Source organism: Flavobacterium aquidurense, from assembly GCF_031458035.1.
Lineage (GTDB): Bacteria > Bacteroidota > Bacteroidia > Flavobacteriales > Flavobacteriaceae > Flavobacterium > Flavobacterium aquidurense_C.
In genome coordinates, this window is the sequence record NZ_JAVDXR010000003.1 from 32240 (window position 1) to 54925 (window position 22686).

At 35.2% G+C, this 22686-nt stretch carries 18 protein-coding genes; 11 read left to right on the top strand and 7 right to left on the bottom strand.

The window, feature by feature from the left end; all coding sequences use genetic code 11:
• Window positions 1–5: 5 nt before the first annotated feature.
• The 3 genes from J2X17_RS05595 to J2X17_RS05605 all read right to left on the bottom strand — a co-directional run bounded on the left by J2X17_RS05595 (window position 6) and on the right by J2X17_RS05605 (window position 3995).
• On the bottom strand, window positions 6–1772 hold the full coding sequence (locus J2X17_RS05595; protein ID WP_310295481.1) for an amidohydrolase: 1767 nt from the start codon (window positions 1770–1772) through the stop codon (window positions 6–8).
• A gap of 39 nt (window positions 1773–1811) precedes the next feature.
• Window positions 1812–2819: an alpha/beta fold hydrolase gene (locus tag J2X17_RS05600; RefSeq protein WP_310295483.1), complete on the bottom strand. Its 1008-nt coding sequence runs from the start codon at window positions 2817–2819 to the stop codon at window positions 1812–1814.
• A 387-nt stretch (window positions 2820–3206) separates the two neighbouring features.
• Window positions 3207–3995 (bottom strand): alpha/beta hydrolase, encoded by a 789-nt coding sequence (locus tag J2X17_RS05605; RefSeq protein ID WP_310295485.1) that lies wholly within the window; start codon window positions 3993–3995, stop codon window positions 3207–3209.
• 360 nt (window positions 3996–4355) lie between these two features.
• On the opposite strand from J2X17_RS05605, the gene J2X17_RS05610 reads away from it, so the two are divergent.
• The 7 genes from J2X17_RS05610 to J2X17_RS05640 all read left to right on the top strand — a co-directional run bounded on the left by J2X17_RS05610 (window position 4356) and on the right by J2X17_RS05640 (window position 12070).
• Window positions 4356–5840, top strand: coding sequence for an ankyrin repeat domain-containing protein (locus J2X17_RS05610; protein ID WP_310295487.1), 1485 nt, complete (start codon window positions 4356–4358; stop codon window positions 5838–5840).
• Between the two features lie 129 nt (window positions 5841–5969).
• Entirely contained in the window at window positions 5970–6452 is a 483-nt protein-coding gene (locus J2X17_RS05615; RefSeq protein WP_310295489.1) for a DUF2271 domain-containing protein, read from the top strand.
• Between the two features lie 47 nt (window positions 6453–6499).
• Window positions 6500–8686 (top strand): PepSY domain-containing protein, encoded by a 2187-nt coding sequence (locus J2X17_RS05620; protein ID WP_310295490.1) that lies wholly within the window; start codon window positions 6500–6502, stop codon window positions 8684–8686.
• A 211-nt stretch (window positions 8687–8897) separates the two neighbouring features.
• Entirely contained in the window at window positions 8898–9911 is a 1014-nt protein-coding gene (locus J2X17_RS05625; protein ID WP_310295492.1) for an FAD:protein FMN transferase, read from the top strand.
• Window positions 9912–10046: 135 nt separating this feature from the next.
• Window positions 10047–10634 carry a TetR/AcrR family transcriptional regulator gene (locus J2X17_RS05630; protein WP_310295494.1) on the top strand — a complete coding sequence of 196 codons (588 nt, stop codon included), beginning with the start codon at window positions 10047–10049 and terminating at the stop codon, window positions 10632–10634.
• Between the two features lie 64 nt (window positions 10635–10698).
• Window positions 10699–11511 carry an SDR family NAD(P)-dependent oxidoreductase gene (locus J2X17_RS05635; protein WP_310295496.1) on the top strand — a complete coding sequence of 271 codons (813 nt, stop codon included), beginning with the start codon at window positions 10699–10701 and terminating at the stop codon, window positions 11509–11511.
• Between the two features lie 304 nt (window positions 11512–11815).
• Entirely contained in the window at window positions 11816–12070 is a 255-nt protein-coding gene (locus J2X17_RS05640) for a hypothetical protein (RefSeq protein ID WP_310295498.1), read from the top strand.
• 216 nt (window positions 12071–12286) lie between these two features.
• Here the strand turns inward: J2X17_RS05640 and J2X17_RS05645 are convergent, their stop codons facing one another.
• The gene (locus J2X17_RS05645) at window positions 12287–13324 is read right to left on the bottom strand and encodes a LacI family DNA-binding transcriptional regulator (RefSeq protein WP_310295500.1); all 1038 of its coding nucleotides are present in this window, start codon (window positions 13322–13324) and stop codon (window positions 12287–12289) included.
• Window positions 13325–13525: 201 nt separating this feature from the next.
• Between J2X17_RS05645 and J2X17_RS05650 the strand changes: the two genes are divergently transcribed.
• Window positions 13526–15874 carry a mechanosensitive ion channel family protein gene (locus J2X17_RS05650; RefSeq protein WP_310295502.1) on the top strand — a complete coding sequence of 783 codons (2349 nt, stop codon included), beginning with the start codon at window positions 13526–13528 and terminating at the stop codon, window positions 15872–15874.
• An 86-nt stretch (window positions 15875–15960) separates the two neighbouring features.
• On the opposite strand, the gene J2X17_RS05655 is transcribed toward J2X17_RS05650, so the two are convergent.
• Both J2X17_RS05655 and J2X17_RS05660 read right to left on the bottom strand, forming a co-directional pair.
• Window positions 15961–16572 carry a thioredoxin family protein gene (locus J2X17_RS05655; protein WP_310295504.1) on the bottom strand — a complete coding sequence of 204 codons (612 nt, stop codon included), beginning with the start codon at window positions 16570–16572 and terminating at the stop codon, window positions 15961–15963.
• A gap of 11 nt (window positions 16573–16583) precedes the next feature.
• On the bottom strand, window positions 16584–17066 hold the full coding sequence (locus tag J2X17_RS05660) for a TlpA disulfide reductase family protein (protein WP_310295506.1): 483 nt from the start codon (window positions 17064–17066) through the stop codon (window positions 16584–16586).
• Between the two features lie 191 nt (window positions 17067–17257).
• On the opposite strand from J2X17_RS05660, the gene J2X17_RS05665 reads away from it, so the two are divergent.
• From J2X17_RS05665 to J2X17_RS05675, 3 genes are all read left to right on the top strand, one after another.
• Entirely contained in the window at window positions 17258–18094 is an 837-nt protein-coding gene (locus J2X17_RS05665) for a sulfite exporter TauE/SafE family protein (RefSeq protein WP_310295508.1), read from the top strand.
• Between the two features lie 4 nt (window positions 18095–18098).
• Window positions 18099–18488 (top strand): DUF1634 domain-containing protein, encoded by a 390-nt coding sequence (locus J2X17_RS05670; RefSeq protein ID WP_310295510.1) that lies wholly within the window; start codon window positions 18099–18101, stop codon window positions 18486–18488.
• A 211-nt stretch (window positions 18489–18699) separates the two neighbouring features.
• Window positions 18700–19719 carry an LLM class flavin-dependent oxidoreductase gene (locus J2X17_RS05675; protein ID WP_310295512.1) on the top strand — a complete coding sequence of 340 codons (1020 nt, stop codon included), beginning with the start codon at window positions 18700–18702 and terminating at the stop codon, window positions 19717–19719.
• A 174-nt stretch (window positions 19720–19893) separates the two neighbouring features.
• Here the strand turns inward: J2X17_RS05675 and J2X17_RS05680 are convergent, their stop codons facing one another.
• A complete protein-coding gene (locus tag J2X17_RS05680) occupies window positions 19894–22314 on the bottom strand; it encodes a TonB-dependent siderophore receptor (protein WP_310295514.1) in 2421 nt (806 codons plus the stop codon).
• Between the last annotated feature and the right edge of the window lie 372 nt (window positions 22315–22686).

The window sequence follows — 22686 nt, forward strand, 5'->3', positions numbered from 1 at the left end:
TGTTTTTATTGTTTTACTTGATATCCTCCGAAATATTTAATAGGCGACCATTCCGGAATTACCGGAGCAATCCCAGGATCGAGAGTTTTAAAATCTCCTTTTCCGTACACTACTTTTCCGTTTACAATGGTCAAATCAGATTCGATATTTCGAACTTTATCTGCCGAAATCGTGAAATAATCATCAGATAAAATGCTCATATCCGCATACATTCCTTTTACCAGTTTTCCTTTTTCTTTTTCTTCACCAGAAAACCACGCACTTCCTGAAGTATATAATTGAAGTGCGGTAAATTTGTCTAAAATCTGATCTTTTGGCCAGAATTGCATGCCTCCTAAAGTTTTTCCCGTAAGGAGCCAGTGCATCGCCATCCAGGGATTGTAAGTTGATATACGTGTAGCATCTGTTCCCATCCCTACTGGGATTCCCATTTCTAACATTTTTTTAATGGGCGGCAATTGCGTTTTCGGAATTCCATACATTTTCTCGTATAATTCGCCCTGAAAATACATTCTGAATTGAACCGCGATTCCACCATTAAGTGCCTTTACCCGCTCTAACTCCTGAGGTGTAATCGTTTCTGCATGATCAAAAAACCAGCGCAATCCGTTAAACGGAATTTCTTTATTTACCTTCTCAAAAACATTCAGCATTCTGTCAATCGATTCTCCGTAGGTGGCATGCAGGCGAAACGGCCATTTATTTTTAACAAGCAGGCGAATAATCGGTTCCAAATCTTTTTCCATATCGTCTGAAAGCACAATTCTTGGTTCAAGAAAATTCTCAAAATCTGCTGCGGAAGCCACGATATTTTCTCCGGCACCTTCTTCGGTATAACCATTGGCTACTAAAAGGTTATCATTTTTATTGATTAAAGTGGTCGCAACCCATTTTTCATAATCCTGTAACTCCTTACCTTTTTGCTGAGCAAACAGATAATAGGAAATTCTAAGATTTAATTTTCCTGTTTTCGCCAATTCCATTGAGGTTCCATAATCTGTTGGAAAGTTCTGAGATCCCCCAGCGGCATCAATTACAGACGTTAATCCAAAACGGTTCAATTCTCTGTTAAACTGAAGCGAACTATTGATTCTTTCTTCGGCAGTTAACTTTGTGGTTAATCCCAACGTCATATAAATTGCTTTTGGAGTTTCTTTGGCAAACATTAATCCGGTTAGGTTTCCGTTTTTATCCTGTTCAAGAACACTGCCTTCATAATGTGTATCTTTGGTATAACCTAAAACTTCGATTCCTTTTTTATTCAAAAATGCCTTCCCATATAAATAGGTAATAAAAACAGGTTTATCAGGAACAGCCGCATTTATCTCTTCGATGGTTGGCTGTCTTTTCTCTCCAAATCCGTATTCATTCCAGCCACCAATTACTTTAATCCAAACACCGGGCGGAGTTCTTGCCGCTTGTTCTTTCAGCATTTCCATGGCTCTTTTTAAGGTTTTTACGCCATCCCAACGTAATTCGGAATTGTAATTAAGCCCTTCACGGATTACGTGCATATGGCTGTCGTTCAACCCCGGAACGACTGTTTTACCTTTAGCATCAATGACTTTAGTTGCGGTGGTTTTATAAGTGTCCAAAATACTTTTCGAAGTTCCGGTAGCCAGAATAATTCCGTCTTTCGTAGCGATGGCCTGAACAAATTCACCGGACTTTTGCATGGTTGCAATTTTGCCGTTATAAACAATCAGGTCGGCCTTTTCCTGAGCCTGCGCAAACAGACTTAGGAATATTAGTAGTGAAAATAATCGTTTCATTTCTTTAGATTTAGCAGGTTGCATATTTATGCCAATGTTTTATTTTGCAAGGAAAAAAGCCAATAAGTCTTTCTGAACCTGTGCTGTATTTTCCTGAACCAGCCAATGTCCTGAACCAGCAATTTTAGATTCGCTTACATTCTCTGCTACTAATTTAGAATGCTCTTTTAAGAATGCTGCTGCAAAATATTCTCCCCCCATTGCTAACAGAGGCATTTTAAGTTTTGTCTTTGCAAAAACTAAATTATCTTTTCCGTCCTGAGGGAAAGCTCCAAACCATTTAAAAGTAGATTTAGCTCCGTCTTTAACAGCATAAGCTCTTACAAATTCAGCCGTTTCTTCAGCCGTAAAAGGATCTTTAACGTGACCCACCATTGGCCAGAAATTAACTAAAAACTCTTTTTCTTTTCCTTTTACAATATCTCCGGAAGCTGGCCATGCAAAAAATCCAAACCACCATGCAGAAGCCGAAACCTGCGACCAAACTGGTTCAATTCCCGGAAGTAATGCATCCATTAGAGCCAATTTTTTAACTTCGCTGCCGTACTGCGCCGCGTAAGCATAAGCTACCATAAGTCCGATGTCATGACCGGCAAGATTGATGTTAGTATAACCCAGTTTTTTAACCAATTCATGAATGTCGGTCGCCATTGTTTTTTTATCATAACCTGACTCTGGTTTGTCTGATTCGCCAACCCCTCTTAAATCGGGCGCAATAACAGTGAAATGTTTTGATAATTCCGGAAGCAAACGATTCCACATGTACCAGTTTTGACCAAAACCATGTACTAAAACAAGTGGGTCTCCTTTACCACCAATGACATAGTGGATATTTACACCGTTTACAAAAGCAGTTGCATGTTTAAAATTAGCCGGAGGATCAGCAGGCTTTACAGTTGCCGAATCAGTGGTAACTTTTGCATCGTCTACTGCTATCGGTTCTGTTTTTTTATTACAGGAAGCAAGCATAAAAAAACTGATTATTAAAAGACCTAAAAAAGCTCTCGTTTTTTTCGATCCTGCATTTTGGTTGGAAATTGATTTCATAATTTTAGATTTAAAGTGGTTAATTAATTAGAAGAAAAAAGAATATAGAATATAGAATATAGATTTTAACGCAAATTCTTGACTATTGACTCTTTACTCTTTACTCTTGGCTCTTTACTCTTGACTCTTTACTCTTTACTCTTTACTCTTTACTCTTTACTCTTTACTCTTTACTCTTTACTCTTTACTCTTTACTCTTTACTCTTGACTCTTGACTCTTTACTCTTGACTCTTGACTCTTTACTCTTGACTCTTGACTCTTGACTCTTGACTCTTGACTCTTTACTCTTTACTCTTGACTCTTGACTCTTTACTCTTTACTCTTTACTCTTTACTCTTTACTCTTTACTCTTTACTCTTTACTCTTTACTCTTTACTCTTTACTCTTTACTCTTTACTCTTCTCAAGCCATTCCAGAATATAAATTGCGATTTCCTGCCAGCCGGGTTGTCCTAAAACGAAATGATTTCGGCCAGAAAAAAGCTTATAATCCGTAACAGAGCTTTTATTCTTGTATTTTTTAAAATTATCGTGGTTTAATTGATATGGAATCGTATGATCATTATCTCCCGCAATCAATAATAGCGGATTGTGGGACTTAGAAAAATCAACTTTGGCGACGGAAGTAATCGTATCACGAACTACCAGTTTTGATTCGGGAATTGCCAGATCTTCATATCCTTTTTTCTGTAATTCAAAAGACAGACCATTGGTAAAAGCATATTGCCATTGCGGAAAATTCATTAAAAAAGTCTTTTTTGTGGAAGTGAAAAAACCTAATGGCCCCCAGCCTGCTTTCAGAAATGAAAACTTAAAAGACATAATACCCTGCGGAGGTACAGAATGGATGGCTACGGCTGCTGCTGCCAATCCTCTCTGGTTTAAAATCTGCGCAATTAAGCCGCCTAGCGAATGGCCGATAATAATTGGTTTCTGTGAAAATGACGCCGCTATTTCTGCATAATAATCAATAAGATGTTGTAATCTGATCGATGCTACTTTAGGATCAGGATGCCTTTGACGAAGTGCTTCCGCGGTTCCATTTTTATGAGGCCAGGGCGGTGCCACGGTTTTAAATCCTTTACTTTCGTAAAAATCCCGCCAATCATTCCATGATTCATTACTTACAAAAGCTCCCGTTATAAAAAGAATTGATTTTGGATTTTCGCTTTGCATAATATCTGTATTAGATTGTTATGCAGACGGATAGGCTAAAACAATGCCTTTAATATAACATACTGAAAATCAATAACTTACATTTTAAATAACTAAAAACAAAAGTTAAATATCGTTATCCAAAGTATCGTAATCTCGATATTACACTAAAAAGAATCTCCTTATAAATTAAACCTTTTCTATATTTCGAAATCTTAAGAGTATATAAGATTGATTTTTCTTCTCCAAATAAGTTGTCTTACTAATATTTATTTTTACATTTGCGTTATTTTTATTTATTCTAAATAATTGTTTTTTGCAGCTGTTTTGGAGTAAATAATTACTTAACCAAACTATTTTAAAAATTGTAAATTTCTAAATATGAAAAATAAACTTTTCATTTCGATTGCGTTAGTTGCTGCTTTTTTGGCGAATGCACAGCAAAAAAATACTTTATTAGAAGCAGCTTTCTGGAAAACTTCTCCAGACGTAGCAACTGTAAAAGCTGAAATAGAAAAAGGAAATAGTCCGTCACAAGCGAATCAAAATGCATTTGACGTTACTGTTCTGGCCATCAATAACGATGCGCCAAATGCAACGATAAAATTTTTATTAGATCAACCAGGAAATCCAATAAATAAAACTACTCACGACAATCGTATTTATTTGCACTGGGCTGCCAATAGAGGAAATGTAGAAATGGTACAATATCTTATAGCAAAAGGTTCAGATATTAATAACGAAGACAGTCATGGCACAACTCCTGCCGATTTTGCTGCTGCTAACGGACAAATTGATCCGGCATTGTATGAAGCATTTTTTAAGGGAGGACTAAATCCGAAGAAAAAGTACAGCAATGGTGCAAACTTATTATTGCTTACCATTCCGTTTGACAAAAACCTGACTGCTGCAGAATATTTCAGCACTAAAGGATTATCTCTTAAAGATGTGGATAACGATGGAAATACAGCTTTTAATTATGCTGCAAAAGTTGGAAATATTGACTTATTGAAAAAGCTAGCCTCAAAAGGAATTAAATATAATGACAATGCACTTTTCTTCGCTGCACAAGGAAACCGTAGAGAAACTACTTCATTAGAAGCGTATAAATATTTAGTAGAAGAATTAAAACTAAACCCTTTAGCCGTAAACAAATCAGGAGAAACTATTTTTCATTTATTAGCAAATAAACCAAACCAGACTGAAATCATTAAATATTTCTTAGGGAAAGGTATTGATGCCAACAAAGCTGATAAAGAAGGAAATACGGTTTTAATAAAAGCTGCTGCTACAAAAGAAACTGCCGTTTTAGAACAATTATTAGCGGTGACAAAAAATGTTAATGCTCAAAACTCAAAAGGAGAATCGGCATTGACAGTTGCAGTAAAATCCGGAACTGCTGAAAATGTTGCACTTCTTTTAAATAAAGGTGCCGATGTAAATGTTACGGATAAAGATGGAAATAACTTAGGTGTTTACCTGATTCAATCGTACCGCCCGGAAGCATCTAAAGGTCAGGATCCTTTTGAAGCAAAAATAAAATTATTGCAGGACAAAGGTTTAAATCTTGCTGCTGCTCAAAAAGATGGCAGTACTTTGTATCATTTAGCCACCGCTAAAAATGATCTGACATTGGTTCAAAAACTAGCTTCCTTAAATATCGATGTAAATGCCAAGAACAAGGATGGTTTTACCGCTTTACACAAAGCTGCGATGATTTCTAAAGATGATTCAATTCTAAAATATTTATTATCAATCGGTGCTAAAAAAGATATCAAAACAGAATTTGATGAAAGCGTATACGCATTAGCAAAAGAAAATGAATCTTTAACGAAAAATAATGTTTCGGTTGAATTTTTAAAATAGGTTTTTGAGTTATAAATTATGAGTTATAAGTTGCAATAGCAGACAAATAATATACAACTCAAAACTTATAATTCATAACTCATAATTCATAACTCATAACTAATAATTTATAACTCATAATTAATTTAAATGAAATCAATATTTAAGGTTGCCCTTACAGTTTTATTAATCACCTTAGTTTCTTACCCGTCTCAAGCTCAGGCGAGCAAATACAAATGCATGCTTCAAATGTCTAATTATATGGGAGAAGGTGCTTACATTGTAGTTTCTCTTATTAATTCAAAAGGAGAATATGAAAAAACACTTTATGTAATGGGTGACGATAAAAAATGGTATAAATCATTGAAAGAATGGAACAAATTTCAGGCGAAAAAACATGAGGATGTAAGTGCTATAAGCGGTGCATCTGTTACTGGCGGAGATCGCAGTGTTACTACTTTTGAAATTGAAGATTCTAAAATTAATAAAGGATATAAATTAAGATTTGAATCAGCTGTTGAAGATCAAAAATATCACGTAAATGATGTCGAAATTCCGCTTACAACTGCTGGTCTTGCTGATAAAACAGATGGTAAAGGTTATATCAGGTACGTAAAATTAATCAAAATTTAATACCTTACCTGCTCAATTGCATTTGATTACCTTTTAGCATATACTCCATGACTCTTTCTTTTTGGCGTTCCTCACACCTGGCCCTGGCTTTGGTTTCTTCTTTATTTTTGATATTAGCATCGGTAACGGGCATTATTCTGGCTGTTGATGCTGTACAGGAAAAAACGCTTCCGTACAAAATTGAAAATTTTGATAAAATTACCTTAGGTCAGACGCTTCCTGTATTAAAAAAGAATTACCCTGAAATAACCGAATTATCAGTCGATTACAATCAGTTCGTAACCTTGCAGGCAATCGATGAAGATGGCAATGATATCAATGCATATATTGATGCTAAAACCGGGAAAAAATTAGGAACTCCAGTAAAAAAAAGTGAGTTTATTCAGTGGATCACCGGCTTTCATCGTTCATTATTTTTGCATGATACAGGACGCCTTTTTGTTGGTGCAATTTCGTTTTTATTGGTGTTGATTGCGGCTTCGGGATTTGTTCTTGTTTTGAAAAGGCAAAAGGGAATCCGTAATTTCTTTTCGAAAGTCATCAAAGAATATTTTGTCCAGTATTACCATGTTGTTTTAGGGCGTTTGGCTTTAATTCCGATTTTGATTATTGCAATTACCGGAACCTATTTAACACTGGAAAAGTTTAACTTTTTTATGGATAAAGAAAAGGAAAAAGAAAAAACCGCGATTACAGCAACTCCCAAAAAAGCTTCTTCAGAAAATATACTTACGACTACCCTTTTGTCTGATGTAAAAAAAATCGAATTTCCTTTTACAGACGATCCGGAAGAATATTATATCATCGAATTGAAAGACAGGGAAATTGAAGTAAATCAGGTGACTGGTGCTGTAATTAGCGAAAAACGTTCTCCAATGACGGCTCAATTTGCAGATTTGAGTCTTGATCTTCACACCGGAAGAATAAATGTTATTTGGGCCGTGATTTTGGCCATTGCTTCGGCAAATATTCTCTTTTTTATCTATTCTGGTTTTGCAATGACTTTACAAAGAAGGGCAAGCCGAATTAAAAATAAATTTAAAGCAGATGAAAGCAAATTCATTTTGCTGGCTGGTTCTGAAAACGGAAGTTCGCTCCGATTTGCAAATGCGATTCAAAAACAACTAAATGCCGCCGGCGAAAAAGTTTTTCTGACCGAATTGAATAATTTTTCGGTTTACCCGAAAGCAGAACATATTATAATTTTTTCTTCCACGCATGGATTGGGCGACGCACCATCGAACGGAAAAAAATTTATTTCACTTTTGCAGCAATACAATCAACAACAAAAAATTAATTTTTCTGTGGTTGGGTTTGGTTCGAAAGCTTATCCGAATTTTTGTGGATTTGCCTACGAAATTGATGAACTTTTGGAAGAGCAAAACTGGGCGGAACGCTTTGTAGAACTGCAAACTGTAAACGATAAATCGGCTGCCGAATTTGTAGACTGGGTTAAATTATGGAGTGCTAAAAGCGGAATTGCATTAGCGACAACGCCATCATTATACAATCATGCGCCAAAAGGTCTGCAAAAAATGATGGTTTTAGATAAAACGGCAATTTCTGAAACTGAGCATACTTTTATCATTACGCTTCGTGCCAATATGAGAGCCAAATTTCAATCGGGTGATTTATTAGCTATTTATCCGGCTAATGATACACGAGAACGCCTCTATTCTATTGGGAATCATTCCGGTAATATTCAACTGGTTGTAAAACTGCATCCGAATGGTTTGGGTTCTGAATTTTTAAATGAATTGAAACCCGGCAATGTTATCAAAGCGAGAATCATTAAGAATCATGCTTTTCATTTTCCTAAAAAAGCATCCAAAGTGGCGTTTATTTCTAACGGAACCGGAATTGCACCGTTTCTCGGAATGATCGAACAAAACAAGAAAAAGTCCGAAACACATTTGTACGCAGGTTTTAGAATGGAAACTGAAACCGTTACAGGATATAAAAAATTCGCCTCTGAAATGATGAAAAAACAGCAATTGCAGAATTTTCATTTGGCTTTATCACGTGAAGAAAATCATTATTATGTCATGGATTTAATCAAACGTGATGCTAATTTTTTCTTGGATTTGCTGGTAAACAAAGGTGTTATCATGATTTGCGGTTCGCTTGAAATGCAAAAAGATGTTGAATCGACGCTTGATACATTATTGGCAGAAAAAAAATTAAGTCTTGCAGTTTATAAAAACAATGGTCAGATTTTAAGCGATTGTTATTAAATTTAAACACCTAGAAACATAGCTTTTACACCGCTTAAAAAAAGGCAATTCATTAATCTAAAGATACATAGCTGCCAGAAAGAAGTATATAAAAAAATAATTATTTAGTCACACATCGCTATGTGTGAGAAACTAGTTTCTTTTTATTTTCTTTTTCTGCATAAAATCTATGTTTCTATGTGTTTAATTATACTTCTTCAAAACAATTATCATGTCAAATAAAAAAACCTTTTCCCGTAAGTTTCTCTTAATTTTATTTGCTATCTCTTGCTTTTTGGGCAATGCGCAAGTTTTACGAAAAAGAACAACCCTGCTTATGGGAGGGCGATTTGACATTACAATTGTTGCCCAAGATTCTCTTACTGCCGAAAATTCGATTGATGAAATTATTGCAGAAATTACAAGAATCGAAAATTTGATTTCAGACTGGAAACCAACTTCGCAGGTTTCAGAAGTCAATCAAAATGCGGGAATTCGTCCTGTAAAAGTCGATAAGGAAGTTTTTGAATTGGCACAAAGAGCCTTACATTTTTCTGAAATTACAAACGGTGCTTTTGATATCAGTTTTGCGGCTATGGACAGAATCTGGAAATTTGATGGTTCCATGACCGAAATGCCTTCGGCGGAAGCCATAAAGAAATCGGTAGAGAAAGTCGGTTATAAAAACATCATTTTGGATAGCACACAATCGACTATTTTTCTAAAATTAAAAGGAATGAAAATTGGTTTTGGCGCCTTAGGCGAAGGTTACGCAACCAACAAATGCCGTGACTTAATGCTGGCAAAAGGCATTACCTCCGGAATTGTAAACGCCTCCGGCGATATGACCGTATGGGGAAGACAACCCAATGGCAAAGAATGGAAAATCGGAATGACAAATCCTTTTCATACTGATGAGGTTTTTGCCGTAGTTCCGTTGAAGGAAGGTGCAGTTACAACATCAGGAAGTTATGAAAAATTTGTAGTCTTGAATGGCAAAAGATATTCTCATATTATAAATCCATCGACCGGCTATCCATCGACCGGACTTTGCAGTGTTTCTGTTTTTGGTCCAAATGCTGAAACGGCAAACGGTTTCAGTACTTCAATAATGGTTTTAGGAAAAGAAGCGGGATTAAACCTAATCAAAAAATATCCTGATTACAGCTGTATTATGATTACGGATAATGGGAAAATCCTGAAATCAAAAAACTTTAAGAAGACTAAGCTTCATCTTAAAAATTAAATAAACATCCCTTCATATAATCCAGTAAAACACTGCTTTAAAATATTTTATAAAAATAAATCATATAAAATTTGTTTTTTATGACCAATCGGTCATATATTTGCACTGTAATTACAATTCGTAATATAAACGATCATGGCAAAGGGAGAAGAAACCAGACAATTTATTATAGACAAAGCAGCACCTATTTTTAACACAAAAGGGATTGCAGCAACTTCTATGAGCGATATTATGGAAGCGACTAAACTGTCTAAAGGAAGTATGTACGTTCATTTTGAAAACAAAGAAGTACTGGCTTGTGCTGCTGTAGATCATAATATGAAAGTACTGGGCGTTAAACTTCAGGCCGAAATGAGCAAAAGCAAAACAGCAAAAGGCGAATTGTTTGCTTACATCGATTTTTTCAGTAATCCTGTAACCCCTCCTATTATTGGCGGTTGTCCGTTGTTGAATTTCGGTACAGAAGCCGATGATACTAATCCAATTGTAAAAGAGAAAATAAACGGCGGGATAAAGTATAATCAGCAGCTATTGGGAAGTATTATCGCAAAAGGAATTGCCAACGGCGAATTCAACCCAAACTGGAATGCAAGCGACTTTGCCACAGTAATGTTCGCGATGATGGAAGGCGGTCACTTAATTTCGAGAATGTCAGGTAATAATGATAAAATGCAAATCATAGTTAAAACCCTAAAAAAAATTATAGAGGAAAACACCCTTTAATTTTTTTTATCAAAAATATGACCGATTGGTCATTTATAAATTAATAATTAACAATTAAAAAATCATGTCAAAAACAATTTTAATTTCAGGAGCATCAAAAGGATTCGGAAGAGCCTGGACAGAAGCATTATTAGCAAAAGGATACAAGGTAGCTGCAACAGCCAGAAATATCGATACCCTAGCCGACTTAAAAGCACAATATGGAGAAGCCATTTTACCGCTACAATTAGACGTAAACAAACGCGAAGATTCGTTCGCAGTCGTAGAAAAAGTTAAACAACATTTCGGTACAATTGATATTCTGATCAACAATGCCGGTTACGCTTTAAACGGTGCCGTTGAAGAAGCCAGTGAAAGCGAGGCCAGAGCACAATTTGAAACGAATTTCTTTGGTACTTTATGGTTAACACAAGCCGTATTACCGATTATGAGAAATCAAAAAAGCGGTCATATCATTCAGGTATCTTCTATTTTAGGAATTGCAACTTTACCGGTTATCGGACTTTATAATGCCTCGAAATTTGCCGTTGAAGGTCTTTCTGAAACTTTGGCTTCAGAGGTAAAACAATTCGGAATCAATGTTACTTTGGTAGAACCAAATGGTTATTTTACAGATATTTGGGGTAACGGATTCAATAGCGAACGCATTGACGCCTATGACGGAATCAAAAAAGCCCTTGCAGAAGGACATGATCCTGATACTTTCGGAAAAACAAGTGCAACTGTACCTGCAATCATAAAGCTGATCGAAGCCGAAAATCCTCCTCTACGTTTATTCTTGGGAAAAGTTGCGTTGGCTTTTGCTAAACAAGCCTACGAACAAAAACTAACTACCTGGGAAGAATGGAATGACGTTTCTGTAGCCGCACACGGATAATTTATTTCTCTTTTCTTTAATTTGACTAAACGAGATTGTTTCATTTAGAAATAATCTCGTTTTTTTGTATGAGCTGTTGACTGTAAAATTTCACAAATCTCTTTAAACATGGAAATTCTATAACTTTTTTAAAAAATATTATAAATCATTTACAAAACCAAATGCTCAAATTGCTCGTATATAATTAAATAAAATATTCTGGAAAGAACACAAAATCAAATGAGTTAAGTTTTTGGAACATATTGATTTTTAACACTTTTCAGAATATTATTTTTTTTAATAAATTTTAAAAAGACTATAAAGATTGGAAAAATTACAAGTTCAGCGATTAAAAAAGAGTTTACAGTATTTAGAAAGCAAACAACGGGAATTAAAAAGACAAGAAGGAGCTGATACCCGAACTATAGAATCTATTATAAAATATCTGAAAAAAGATATGATTCAGCAGTTTCAGCTACTGGATTACAATGAATTCATTAGACAAGAAATTAAGAATACTGACGCTTTTATTAGTGAGGTCAAAGAAATTATAGAAAGTAATTTTTCACCTTCTTTTTAAGAATTGCTTACTCCTTCAAAGCATTTTTTTAAGAAGAATAATAACAAACACCTACACGGGCAATTGGTTGCTCATAAAAAAAACTCCTTTCAAACTAAGTTTAAAAGGAGTTTTTTTTTAGGTACTAATAAGTGTTGATTTCTTTTTTTTCTTGTTATAAAAAAAGTATTAATTATCTCATTTAAAATGAATTACAATTTAATTTAATTATTTTTATTAGGATGGTTTTCTACTAGAAGATTCGCGAACCAGTACTTCAGTATTTAGGAACGCTATTTCCTGAACATCTTCATTTTTCAGTGATTTCAGGTTTTTTATAATAATATCAGCGGCAGCTTTTCCCATTTTTTCGGCTGGATGTGTAATGGTAGATAGATTTGGATCTATAATTTGTGAAATCGGGTCATTATTAAAACCAATAATAGCAATATCTTCCGGTACTTTTATTCCTCTTCTTTTAGCAGTTTGAACCGCGGCGACTGCAATAATATCTCCAGAGGCGAAAACGCCATCCGGAATGGGATTCAAATCAAATAATTTATTACTTGCCTTCACTCCTTCTTCATATGTAACTCCTTTCAAATCAATAATCAAATCTTCATCTACAGGCAAATTATGATCTCTTAGCGCTTCAACATAACCTCTTTTTCTTTCGTTATATAGATTCCCAAATTCTGAACCCGCCGTTAAATGTGCAATGCGGATGCAGCCTTGTTCTATAAGATGTTTAGTTGCCTTATAACCAGCCGAATAATTATCGATAACAACCCTAAAAGTATTGTAATCTTTAGGAACCCTGTCAACAAAAACAAGCGGAATATTATTGTTTGAAAACTGCTGAAAATGCGAAGTATCTCTGGTTTCCATCGCCAATGAACAAATAACACCGCTTACACGGTTGCTGTATAATGACTTAGCCATATTAACCTCCTCATGATACGAGTCATGCGACTGCATAATGATAACAGAATAGTCTGATTTTTGCGCCGTAATTTCGATACCGCTAATTAGGGAGGACAAAAAGGGCTGTGTAACTGTTGGTATCAGTACACCAATTGTTTTTGTTTTATTTCCACGTAAGCCTGCCGCTAAAGTATTAGGTACAAATCCCATTTCTTTAGCAGTCTTTTTAACCTTCTTTATCGTTTTATCACTTATAGAATGATGATCCTTTAAAGCTCTTGAAATTGTTGAGGTTGCAAGATTTAACTTCTCCGCAATATCATAGATCGTTACGTGTTTATTTTCTTCCATGAAATAAAAATATGAAATGTAAATATAAGTTTTTTTATCATAATATAATTAAAAATCAATAATGCTGCCGTATTTCAACATTATTGAGCCCTCATTTCAGGAAAAGTTCTTCAGCTACATTTTTATAGATTTTTTCTTCATTATCAGCGAGAAATGCCTTAAAAAAAATTAAATTTGAAAACCCAATTCATTATTTAAACTATGTCGCAAAAAAGAAATTTCGTCTATTTATTCGTTTTACTGCTCGCACTATCTTTTGGATCAAAAAGCTATTCGCAGACAGCGGCGCCTAAAAAAGAAAGCCGTTCAAAATTATTTGAAGAAGCAACCACTGACAGCGACTATCTTATGGCAATTGAAAAAGCCGGCGAAGTTATGGAAACTGCCTATAATGATGCCGATTTTGATAGTGCTTCGCATCATTTATTTGGTGAAATCAAAAGAACGCAAAGTAAACTTGACCTAATACTGGCCAGTTTAAAAGGGGCCAACCCCAATGTACGTAATCAGCAAATGTATCATACTGTTCTGGAAGAAATTCAGCAGCAACTGAACGAACAAAATACGGCCATCAATTTACGCAATGAAAAGCTGGAGAAAATCAAAGGACGATTTATTGAATTGCGTAAAGACAAGAATTTGATGGCACTTTTAAAAGATACCATACGTCGTAAGCAATTCAAAAAAGAATTCTTAAACCTCAGAAAAAAATACCGCAGTACAGATAGCCTGATGACCAAAAATCAGGGAATTTTAAACACAAAAAAAAGAATTACTGTACAAAGAAAAATTGCTGTTTCAAATGCATTAATTACGGTTGAAAACAACCTTGAAAAGTCAGGAATCAGCATGCTTCATAAAGAATATCCTTTTTTATGGAGTATTACAGACTCTATTCCTAAAAAAACTGTAGCACAAAATATTGGTACTAAAATAGTTATCGAAGAAAAAGTTGCTGCTTATTATCTCAGTTATCGTACAGGCGGGCTTATTACCCTACTCTTCTTTATGGGACTTTTAGCGTGGTACGTTTCCCGAAATCTAAAATATCTCAAAGAAAATGGGTATGCAGAAAACCTGACTCATTTCAACTTCAAGTATTTAAACAGAGGTGTAATACTCCCGGTCGCAGTGATTGCTCTTAATATTGCCGTTATAAGCAATTTGTTCGCTCCGGCACTGTTTTTAGAGCTGCTTTATTTAATTTTACTAGGAACGCTTACTTTACTTTTTAAAAATAAATGGCCCTCTAAAGCAATGAAAAACTGGATATTCCTACTGGGATTATTCTTCACACTTTGTTTTCTGGATCTGTTTATCGAAGTTGGTTTTTTACAGCGTTGTGCTTTTATTGCGATCAATATCATAGGAATACGTTACGGTTTGGTCCAAATAAAAAGCCTAAAAGAGCAATTGTATATCAAAGGATTTTTTAAATGGGCCAGTATTATTTTTATTGCTTTTAATGCTTTATCCATTCTTGACAATCTTTTCGGTAGGGTATCACTTTCTAACATGTTAAGCCTTACCGCTTTTATTTCGCTTACGCAGATAGTAGCCCTGAGCGTACTTCTAAAAATAATCTTAGAAATTATCATTTTACAAATTTATACCACTCGTGTAAAACGCGATATACAAAAGCTTTTTGATCACGAAAGTTTATCTGAAACACTCAAAAAACCTTTCATTTTAGCACTCGGTTATATGTGGTTTGTGGTAATTGCCTCAAACTTAAATATTTGGGAATCACTTCGTAATTCTTTAGGATCTTTATTAAGTCATCCTAATACCATTGGTAGCATTACGTTCACCTTAGGCAATATTGTACTGTTTTTTATAATTGTTTGGATAGCGCACCTTCTGCAAAAATATGTTGCCTACTTTTTTGGTGAAATCGATGATGAAAATGAAGAAAATGTCAACAAAAGGCAGCATTCTAAGTTACTTATCACCAGACTTATTGTATTAATTGGAGGTTATCTTTTAGCAATATCCGCATCTGGAATGCCGCTGGATAAATTGAGTATTCTTTTAGGAGCGTTGGGAGTTGGTGTCGGACTTGGACTTCAGAATGTCGTAAATAACTTTGTTTCCGGAATTATATTAATCTTTGATAAACCAATTCAGATTGGAGATGTTATTGAAATTAGTTCCGAATCCGGCCGCGTAAAAGCAATGGGATTGCGAACCACTAAAATCAATGCGCCAAACGGTGCTGAAATAATTATTCCAAATGGAAATCTCTTGTCCCAAAACATTACGAACTGGACATATACCGACAACTTTAAACTTGTCGAAGTTTCGATCGAAATTAGCGGAGATACCACTCCAGACGATATTAATGCCATAATCATGCAGGCTCTTGAAAGTTTGTCGTTGGTAAACACAACCAAAACACCACAGATTTTCTACAATGCAATTTCTGATGGTAAATACAAAGTATTAGTAAAATTCTGGTGCAGCATTTACCGCACTGAAGAAACAATCAGTTCAGCGCGTCAGGTCTTGTTTAGTCATTTTAAAGCGAAAGGCTTAACTTTTTCATCTTAATAATTCTAATTATTGATTGACAATAACGCATAAAAAAACACCTCAATTGGAGGTGTTTTTTTATGTTTATTTCTAAAAAAGCTAAATTATGCTTTTGCTTTTCTTTTTACCGTACAGCCAATTTCTTTTGTCTGAGTAATGGTTGGTTTTTGATTACTTTTTAATGATGCAATCACATCTTCAGCATATTTCGTTTTTTGTCCATTATTCCCTTCCGGATCATTATCAATGGCACCTACATATTCTACTACATTTCCTTTATCCGTTTTTGATACAATAAAAAGATGCGGTGTTCGCTTCGCACCATATTGATCCGTTACTTTTTGTCCCGCATCGAATAAATAAGGGAAAGGATATTTTTTGTCTTTTGCCAATTCCTGCATTTTCTCAAAAGTATCTGCTTTAGAAGCTTCGGGATCATTCGGATTGATAGCAATTACAGGGTATCCCTGTGGTCTGAATTTATTATCAAGGTCAATTATTCTTTGCTCATAACCAACAGCGTATGGACAAGTATTGCAGGTAAAAACTACAATATAACCTTTCGCCTTTGGAAAGCTGTTAAAAGAAACTTCTTTGCCATCAACATTTTTCAATTTAAAATCTGGTGCAGTATCACCAGCTTTAAGGGTTGCATTTTGTGCTTGAGAAAGAAAGGCAGAAAATGCCAGCATAACTAAAAGGATTATTTTTTTCATGGTTAAATAGTTTACAGTTTTTTATATTCAGTTAATAATTGTTCATAGGTAAATTCGCTTTCGACAAATTTTCGTTTATCACCTTTGATAAATAATGTTGCCGGAATACTGCCGGACCAGGCTGGATCTATACGATCGATATATTCCTGCGGACTGCTTTCATTCAGTAAAAAAACCTCATTTTTAAGATTTTTTCTCTTCACAAAAGGCACAACAGCTGAAGTTAATTTTGATTTAAAATCGACGCTCACCAGCAATACTTTCACTTTCTCCGATTTATAATCAGCCTGAAGTTTTTCAAAATGTGGCAATTCTTTAATACAGGGCGCACACCACGTTGCCCAAAAGTTAACCACGTACGTACTGTCTTTTCCTTTTTTCACTCTTTCGTTGAGCTGGTCAATACTAAGAAGCTTCACGTTTTGGCTAAACGCCGACATCGAAAATACCAGAAAAAGAAAAGAAAAAATTTTATAGGCTTTTATTTTCGTCATGAAATCAATGATTTAGTAATTTAATCATTACAAATATAAACGATTAGTGATTTTGTATTTGTTAATAAAAGTTTAATGCTTTAATTAATTCTCACCTACTATCGATTTCGCTTTTTTAAGGACTTTTTAAGCACTTAAACTTTTCCTTACCGAATTACTATTCGTAAATTAGCAAAACAAAATTTATCTGAATGACAGTCCTTACGTTTACCCTGATTATGCTTTTTGGTGCTTTTTTAGCAGGTTTTATTGGTTCATTATCAGGATTAGGCGGTGGTATCATTATTATTCCGCTACTCACAGTCATTTTAGGAGTTGATATTCATTACGCCATTGGTGCGGCTTTGGTTTCGGTAATTGCAACTTCTTCTGGTTCTGCGGCGGCTTATGTACGGGAAGGAATTACCAATATGCGACTGGGGATCTTTCTTGAAATTGCCACCACAATTGGTGCCGTGTGCGGAGCTTTACTCTCCACAATTGCACCTACTTCTTTCATTGCCGTCTTATTTGGTTTGACTTTAATTTTTTCAGCTATAAATTCCCTCCGAAAAAAAGAAGAACATATTGTTTTAGAATCTAGTTCGTTAGCTAACAAATTAAAACTAAACGGAACGTATCCTTCACATAACGGCGAAATGATCAGCTACGGAACCAAAAATGTAGTTGGTGGATTTAGTATGATGGGAATTGCCGGAATGATGTCGGGCTTGCTCGGAATTGGTTCAGGAGCTTTTAAGGTGATTGCGATGGATAATATTATGAAAATTCCGTTTAAAGTTTCCACTACAACCAGTAATTTTATGATGGGCGTTACTGCAATGGCGAGTTCCGTAATTTATATTCAGAAAGGCTATATCGAACCCGGAATTTGTATGCCGGTGGTCATTGGCGTTTTGTTTGGAGCTATGGCGGGAGCCAAAATATTAGTACGAACAAACCCGAAAAAACTACGAATCTTTTTTGCCTGTTTGATTTTTGTATTGGCACTCAACATGATTTATAATGGAATTAATGGAAAAATCTAAACCTATGCAGAAAGAAAAATTTGGAGAAAAAGATTTTCAACTGATTATTGGGAATTTATTACGTTACGGCGTTTGGACTTCATTAGCCGTAGCATTTATTGGAGGAATTGTTTATTTGATGGGGCACAGCACAGATATTGAAAATTATTCTGTATTTCATGAAAATGACCGAAACATATTTAAAGTAATTTCAGATGTTTATCATGGCGTAATTCAGGGCGAAGGAGAATCTTTGATCTTTTTTGGAATCATATTATTGTTTCTGACGCCTGTATTTCGTGTATTACTTTCCTTATTTTCTTTCCTTCTGGAGAAAGATTATCTTTATGTGGTTATTACAACAATTGTGATTCTGATTATTTTAATCAGTGTTTCGTTTGGGTTCTCCCATTGATCTTTTGCTGTAGGCTTTTTTTCAGCATTAAGCTATAAGCTGTAGGCTTTAGGCTTTCCAAAAAAGCTTAATAAATAAAATTAATACTAAAAATGCTTAAAGCATATTGCCTAAAGCATAAAACAAAAAATAATAAATGCTATAAGCATTAAGCTCTAAGCCTTCTAAGAAAAGCTTAAAGCCTATAGCTTACAGCTTAAAGCTCGAAAATATGGAAATAGGAATAGACAGTTTTGCTTCGGCAATGTACGGCAGCAACAATTTGAGTAGTGTTGATGCAATGGAACAATTAATTCAAAGAATAGAACTCGCAGATCAGGTTGGTCTGGATGTGTTTGGAATTGGGGAACACCATAAAAAAGAGTTTTTAGATTCGGCTACTGTGGTGATCTTAAGTGCTGCTGCCGCGAGAACTAAAAACATTCGATTAGCAAGTGCTGTTTCGGTTCTAAGCGCTGCCGATCCAGTGAGAGTGTATCAGAGTTTTGCTACTTTGGATTTGATTTCAAAAGGTCGTGCCGAAATTGTAGTGGGCCGTGGTTCTTCTATTGAAGCTTATCCCCTTTTTGGATTCAATCTTAATGACTACGATGCGCTTTTTAAAGAAAAATTAGAATTATTTCTACAAATTCGCGACAACGAATTTGTAACCTGGTCAGGGAAATTCCGTCCTGACATCAATAATCTTCCGGTTTATCCGAGAGCATTGCAGGAGAAATTCCCTGTATGGCTTGGTGTTGGAGGAACACCGGAATCTTTTGTGAGAGCCGGATCGTTGGGGCTGCCGCTGATGGTTGCCATAATTGGAGGACAAACACACCGTTTTCGTCCGTTGATTGATTTATATCGTGAGGCAGGAAAAGCAGCAGGATATAAACCCGAAGAACTGAAAGTTGGTGTGCATTCACCCGGTTTTGTTGGAACTACAACTGAAAAAGCGATCGAAGAATATTATCCCGGATATGCTGAACTTTGGACAAAATTAGGCCTCGAGCGCGGTTGGCCCCCTGTTACAAAAGCTAAATTTGATGGACTAATTGACGATCTTGGCGTTTTAATTGTTGGAGGTCCTGAACGTGCCGCTGAGAAAATTTTGCGACACAGTGAAGCACTTGGCGGAATTTCAAGATTTACTTTTCAAATGGATAACGCCGGACTTACCCACAAGCAATTAATGAATTCCATAGAAATTATCGGAACAAAGCTTATTCCATTAATTAAAAAAGGCTAGATATTTTTGCCACAGATTGCACAGATTAAGGCGATTTTTAATTAAAAATTGAGAATTAAAAATTAAAAATCTTGCGGAAAACCTTTGAACCTTTGTCACTCTGTCCCTCTGAACCTATTAAATACAAAAACATCCGCAAATAGCGGATGTTTTTGTATTTAATTCTTCTAAAAATTAGAATTTATAAGTTACCCCAACTCTAAAGTTTCTGGGTGCTTCAGTTTGCCAGTAATAAGCAGAAAGCCACTCGTAGTAGGAACCACTGTAAAGGTATTTATCCAAGATATTGAAAACATTCGCAGTAACTTTTACTTTTCCTGTTTCATAAGATAAACCTCCATCTAATTTAAAATAAGAAGGTAATTTTTGAAGTCCTGCACTCCATGTATCAGTTTGGCGTCCGTCTTGGAAAGTTCCTCCAAGTGAAACCCCAAATCCCTTAATTTTACCACTTTGAACAGTATAATTTAACCATGCATTTGCAACATGCTTAGCATAACCTGGTACAATAGAACCTTCTTTAATAGTGCTAACATTAGATTCTAATACAATAGACTCGGTAAAAGCGTAATTGGCAATTAAATTAAGTCCATCCAATAATTTTCCTCTAACGTCAAATTCAATACCCTGAGCTCTTTTTTCACCAAGAACAACGCTATAGGCTTGACCAGGAGGGCTTGTTGGATCAGAAGTTAACTCGTTTTTCTTTAAGATATTATACGCTGACAAACTAGTGTTCCAAGATCCATCAAACCAGTCTTTTTTGATACCTAATTCAAAGTTATTACCCGTAAGTGGTTTTACTGTACCCTCTCTCACAACACCAGATTGTGGTGTAAAAGCCTGATCGTATAATCCGTAAACAGCTAAACTTTCGTTTATTGAATAACTAACTCCAACGCGAGGCGTAATATGACTATCTTCCAGTACTTCACTATAGCTACTAGCCTGGCTAATCCATGTATATCTTGCAGCAAGTGTTAATCTTAATTTATTTTGAAAAAAACCAAGTTCATCCTGAACATATCCAGCTGCATATTCTGAACTATAAAGTCCACCAGCTCTTTGGCTTAAAGGTGTATCATGGTCAAAAGCAGGTAAACCGTTAGATGGTGGACCATAATTTGGACTATTAACATTGAACGGATTATCAACAGTATCAAGATCGTGCGATTGTCCCCAATCTGCTTCATAATCTTTGCTACCTAAATCTACACCACCTAATATTTTGTGGCTAACAGCACCTGTATTGAATTTTCCGTTTACGAAAATCTGTCCTAAATACATATTACTTTCTGCATCCCAAATACCTACATTACGAATAATTTCGCCAGCTTCCAGCGTTCCTTCTGGTACGCCGTCATAATCTCTGTCTACAGGTCCGGGACCTACAACACTCGGCCAAGAACTATATCCTTGTTGAAGGTATTTAAAATATGAAGTTTGAGCAGTCAATTTCCAGTTATCATCAAACTTGTGTTCGAACATCAAATATCCACTGTGATCCTGAATATTAGTATCAGGTATTCCTGGCTGCGTCATTGTAAATCCTACCGGCAAAGTTGCATATCCGCCTGATGCTGGTCCAAATACGTAGTAAGAACCTACTTCTGTCATATTAGCATACTGAAAATTATATTCAGCAGTTAATTTTGTTTTATCATTCACCTGGTATGAAATTACAGGAGCAAGAACATAACGGTCATTGTGTTCAAAAGGTCTGTGAGATCCTTTCTTTTGAGCAGCTCCATTAAATCTGTACAATAATTTTCCTTTTTTATCTAATTTTCCGTCAAGATCAAGACTAACTCTGTAAAAATCATAGCTTCCACCAAGTATAGAAACTTCACCTTTTGTAATTCCGGTTGGTTTTTTAGTCACCACATTATAAAGTCCGCTTGGATCCCCGCTTGAAAGCATGAATCCTGCTGGTCCTTTAACGAACTCGATATGATCTACAAAACTCATATCTTCTGTAAGTGGTCCCCAGAAAGAAGAAACTACGTTAAATCCGTTACGGAAAGCCTGAATTTGCGAACCGCGCATTGTAATATTAGTATACAAATCTCCCCAGTGCTCTAAACGTACAGCACCACTCACGTTACGTATCACACCATCACTCATACTCGTAATTTGCTGATCTTTTAAAGTCTGACCGCTCACGATTTGTATGTTTTGCGGAATTTCTAAAACCGGCGTTTGAAGACGTAATGACAAAGAAGGTTTATCTTGTTTGTATTTGTTTTTTGTAATAACTACTTCATCAAGATCCTCCTGACTTTCAGAAAGTGAGAAGTTTCTTGTTGTAGTTTGATTCGCTTTTACAACAATATTATCTTCAATCGTATGAATTCCGACAGCACGAATATGAATAACATAACTACCCGGTTTTACGCTTTTGATTTCGTATTGTCCGTTTGAATTCGTAACAGCACTATATTTTGTTCCTGTAAGCGTAACAGAAATATTTTCTGCAGGGATATTTCCACTTAGAGAAATTTTTCCCGCTACTTTCCCTAGATCCTGACTCATCATGTTTAGTGATGTTAAAAGCAGTGTAAAAAAGAAAACTTTCTTGGTAATATTTATGTTCATTTTAGTAAGGTGTTAAATTTCGTTGGCAAAAGTAATTCCTAATATCTTGTTTTCCAAATTATTTTTAATCATTCTAAATAAAAATAGTTATATTTCTCAAACTATATTTATAAGCAACTGAACATCAATAAAAAAACCTGTGTCAATTGATACAGGTTTTTTAAGCATTTTCACTTCTGAATAACGATATACTTATTTGACTAATAAAGGATAAATAGTTTCTTTTATTATTTGAAGAAGGTAAACTATCGGGATTTTTCTCTAATACTTTTTTATGTCACCTTCAGATTATATTGCGATGAATAAGTAAATGTGTCAATGTGCCAATGTGCCAATTAGATAATGAGATAATTATTAGCACCAATATCATTA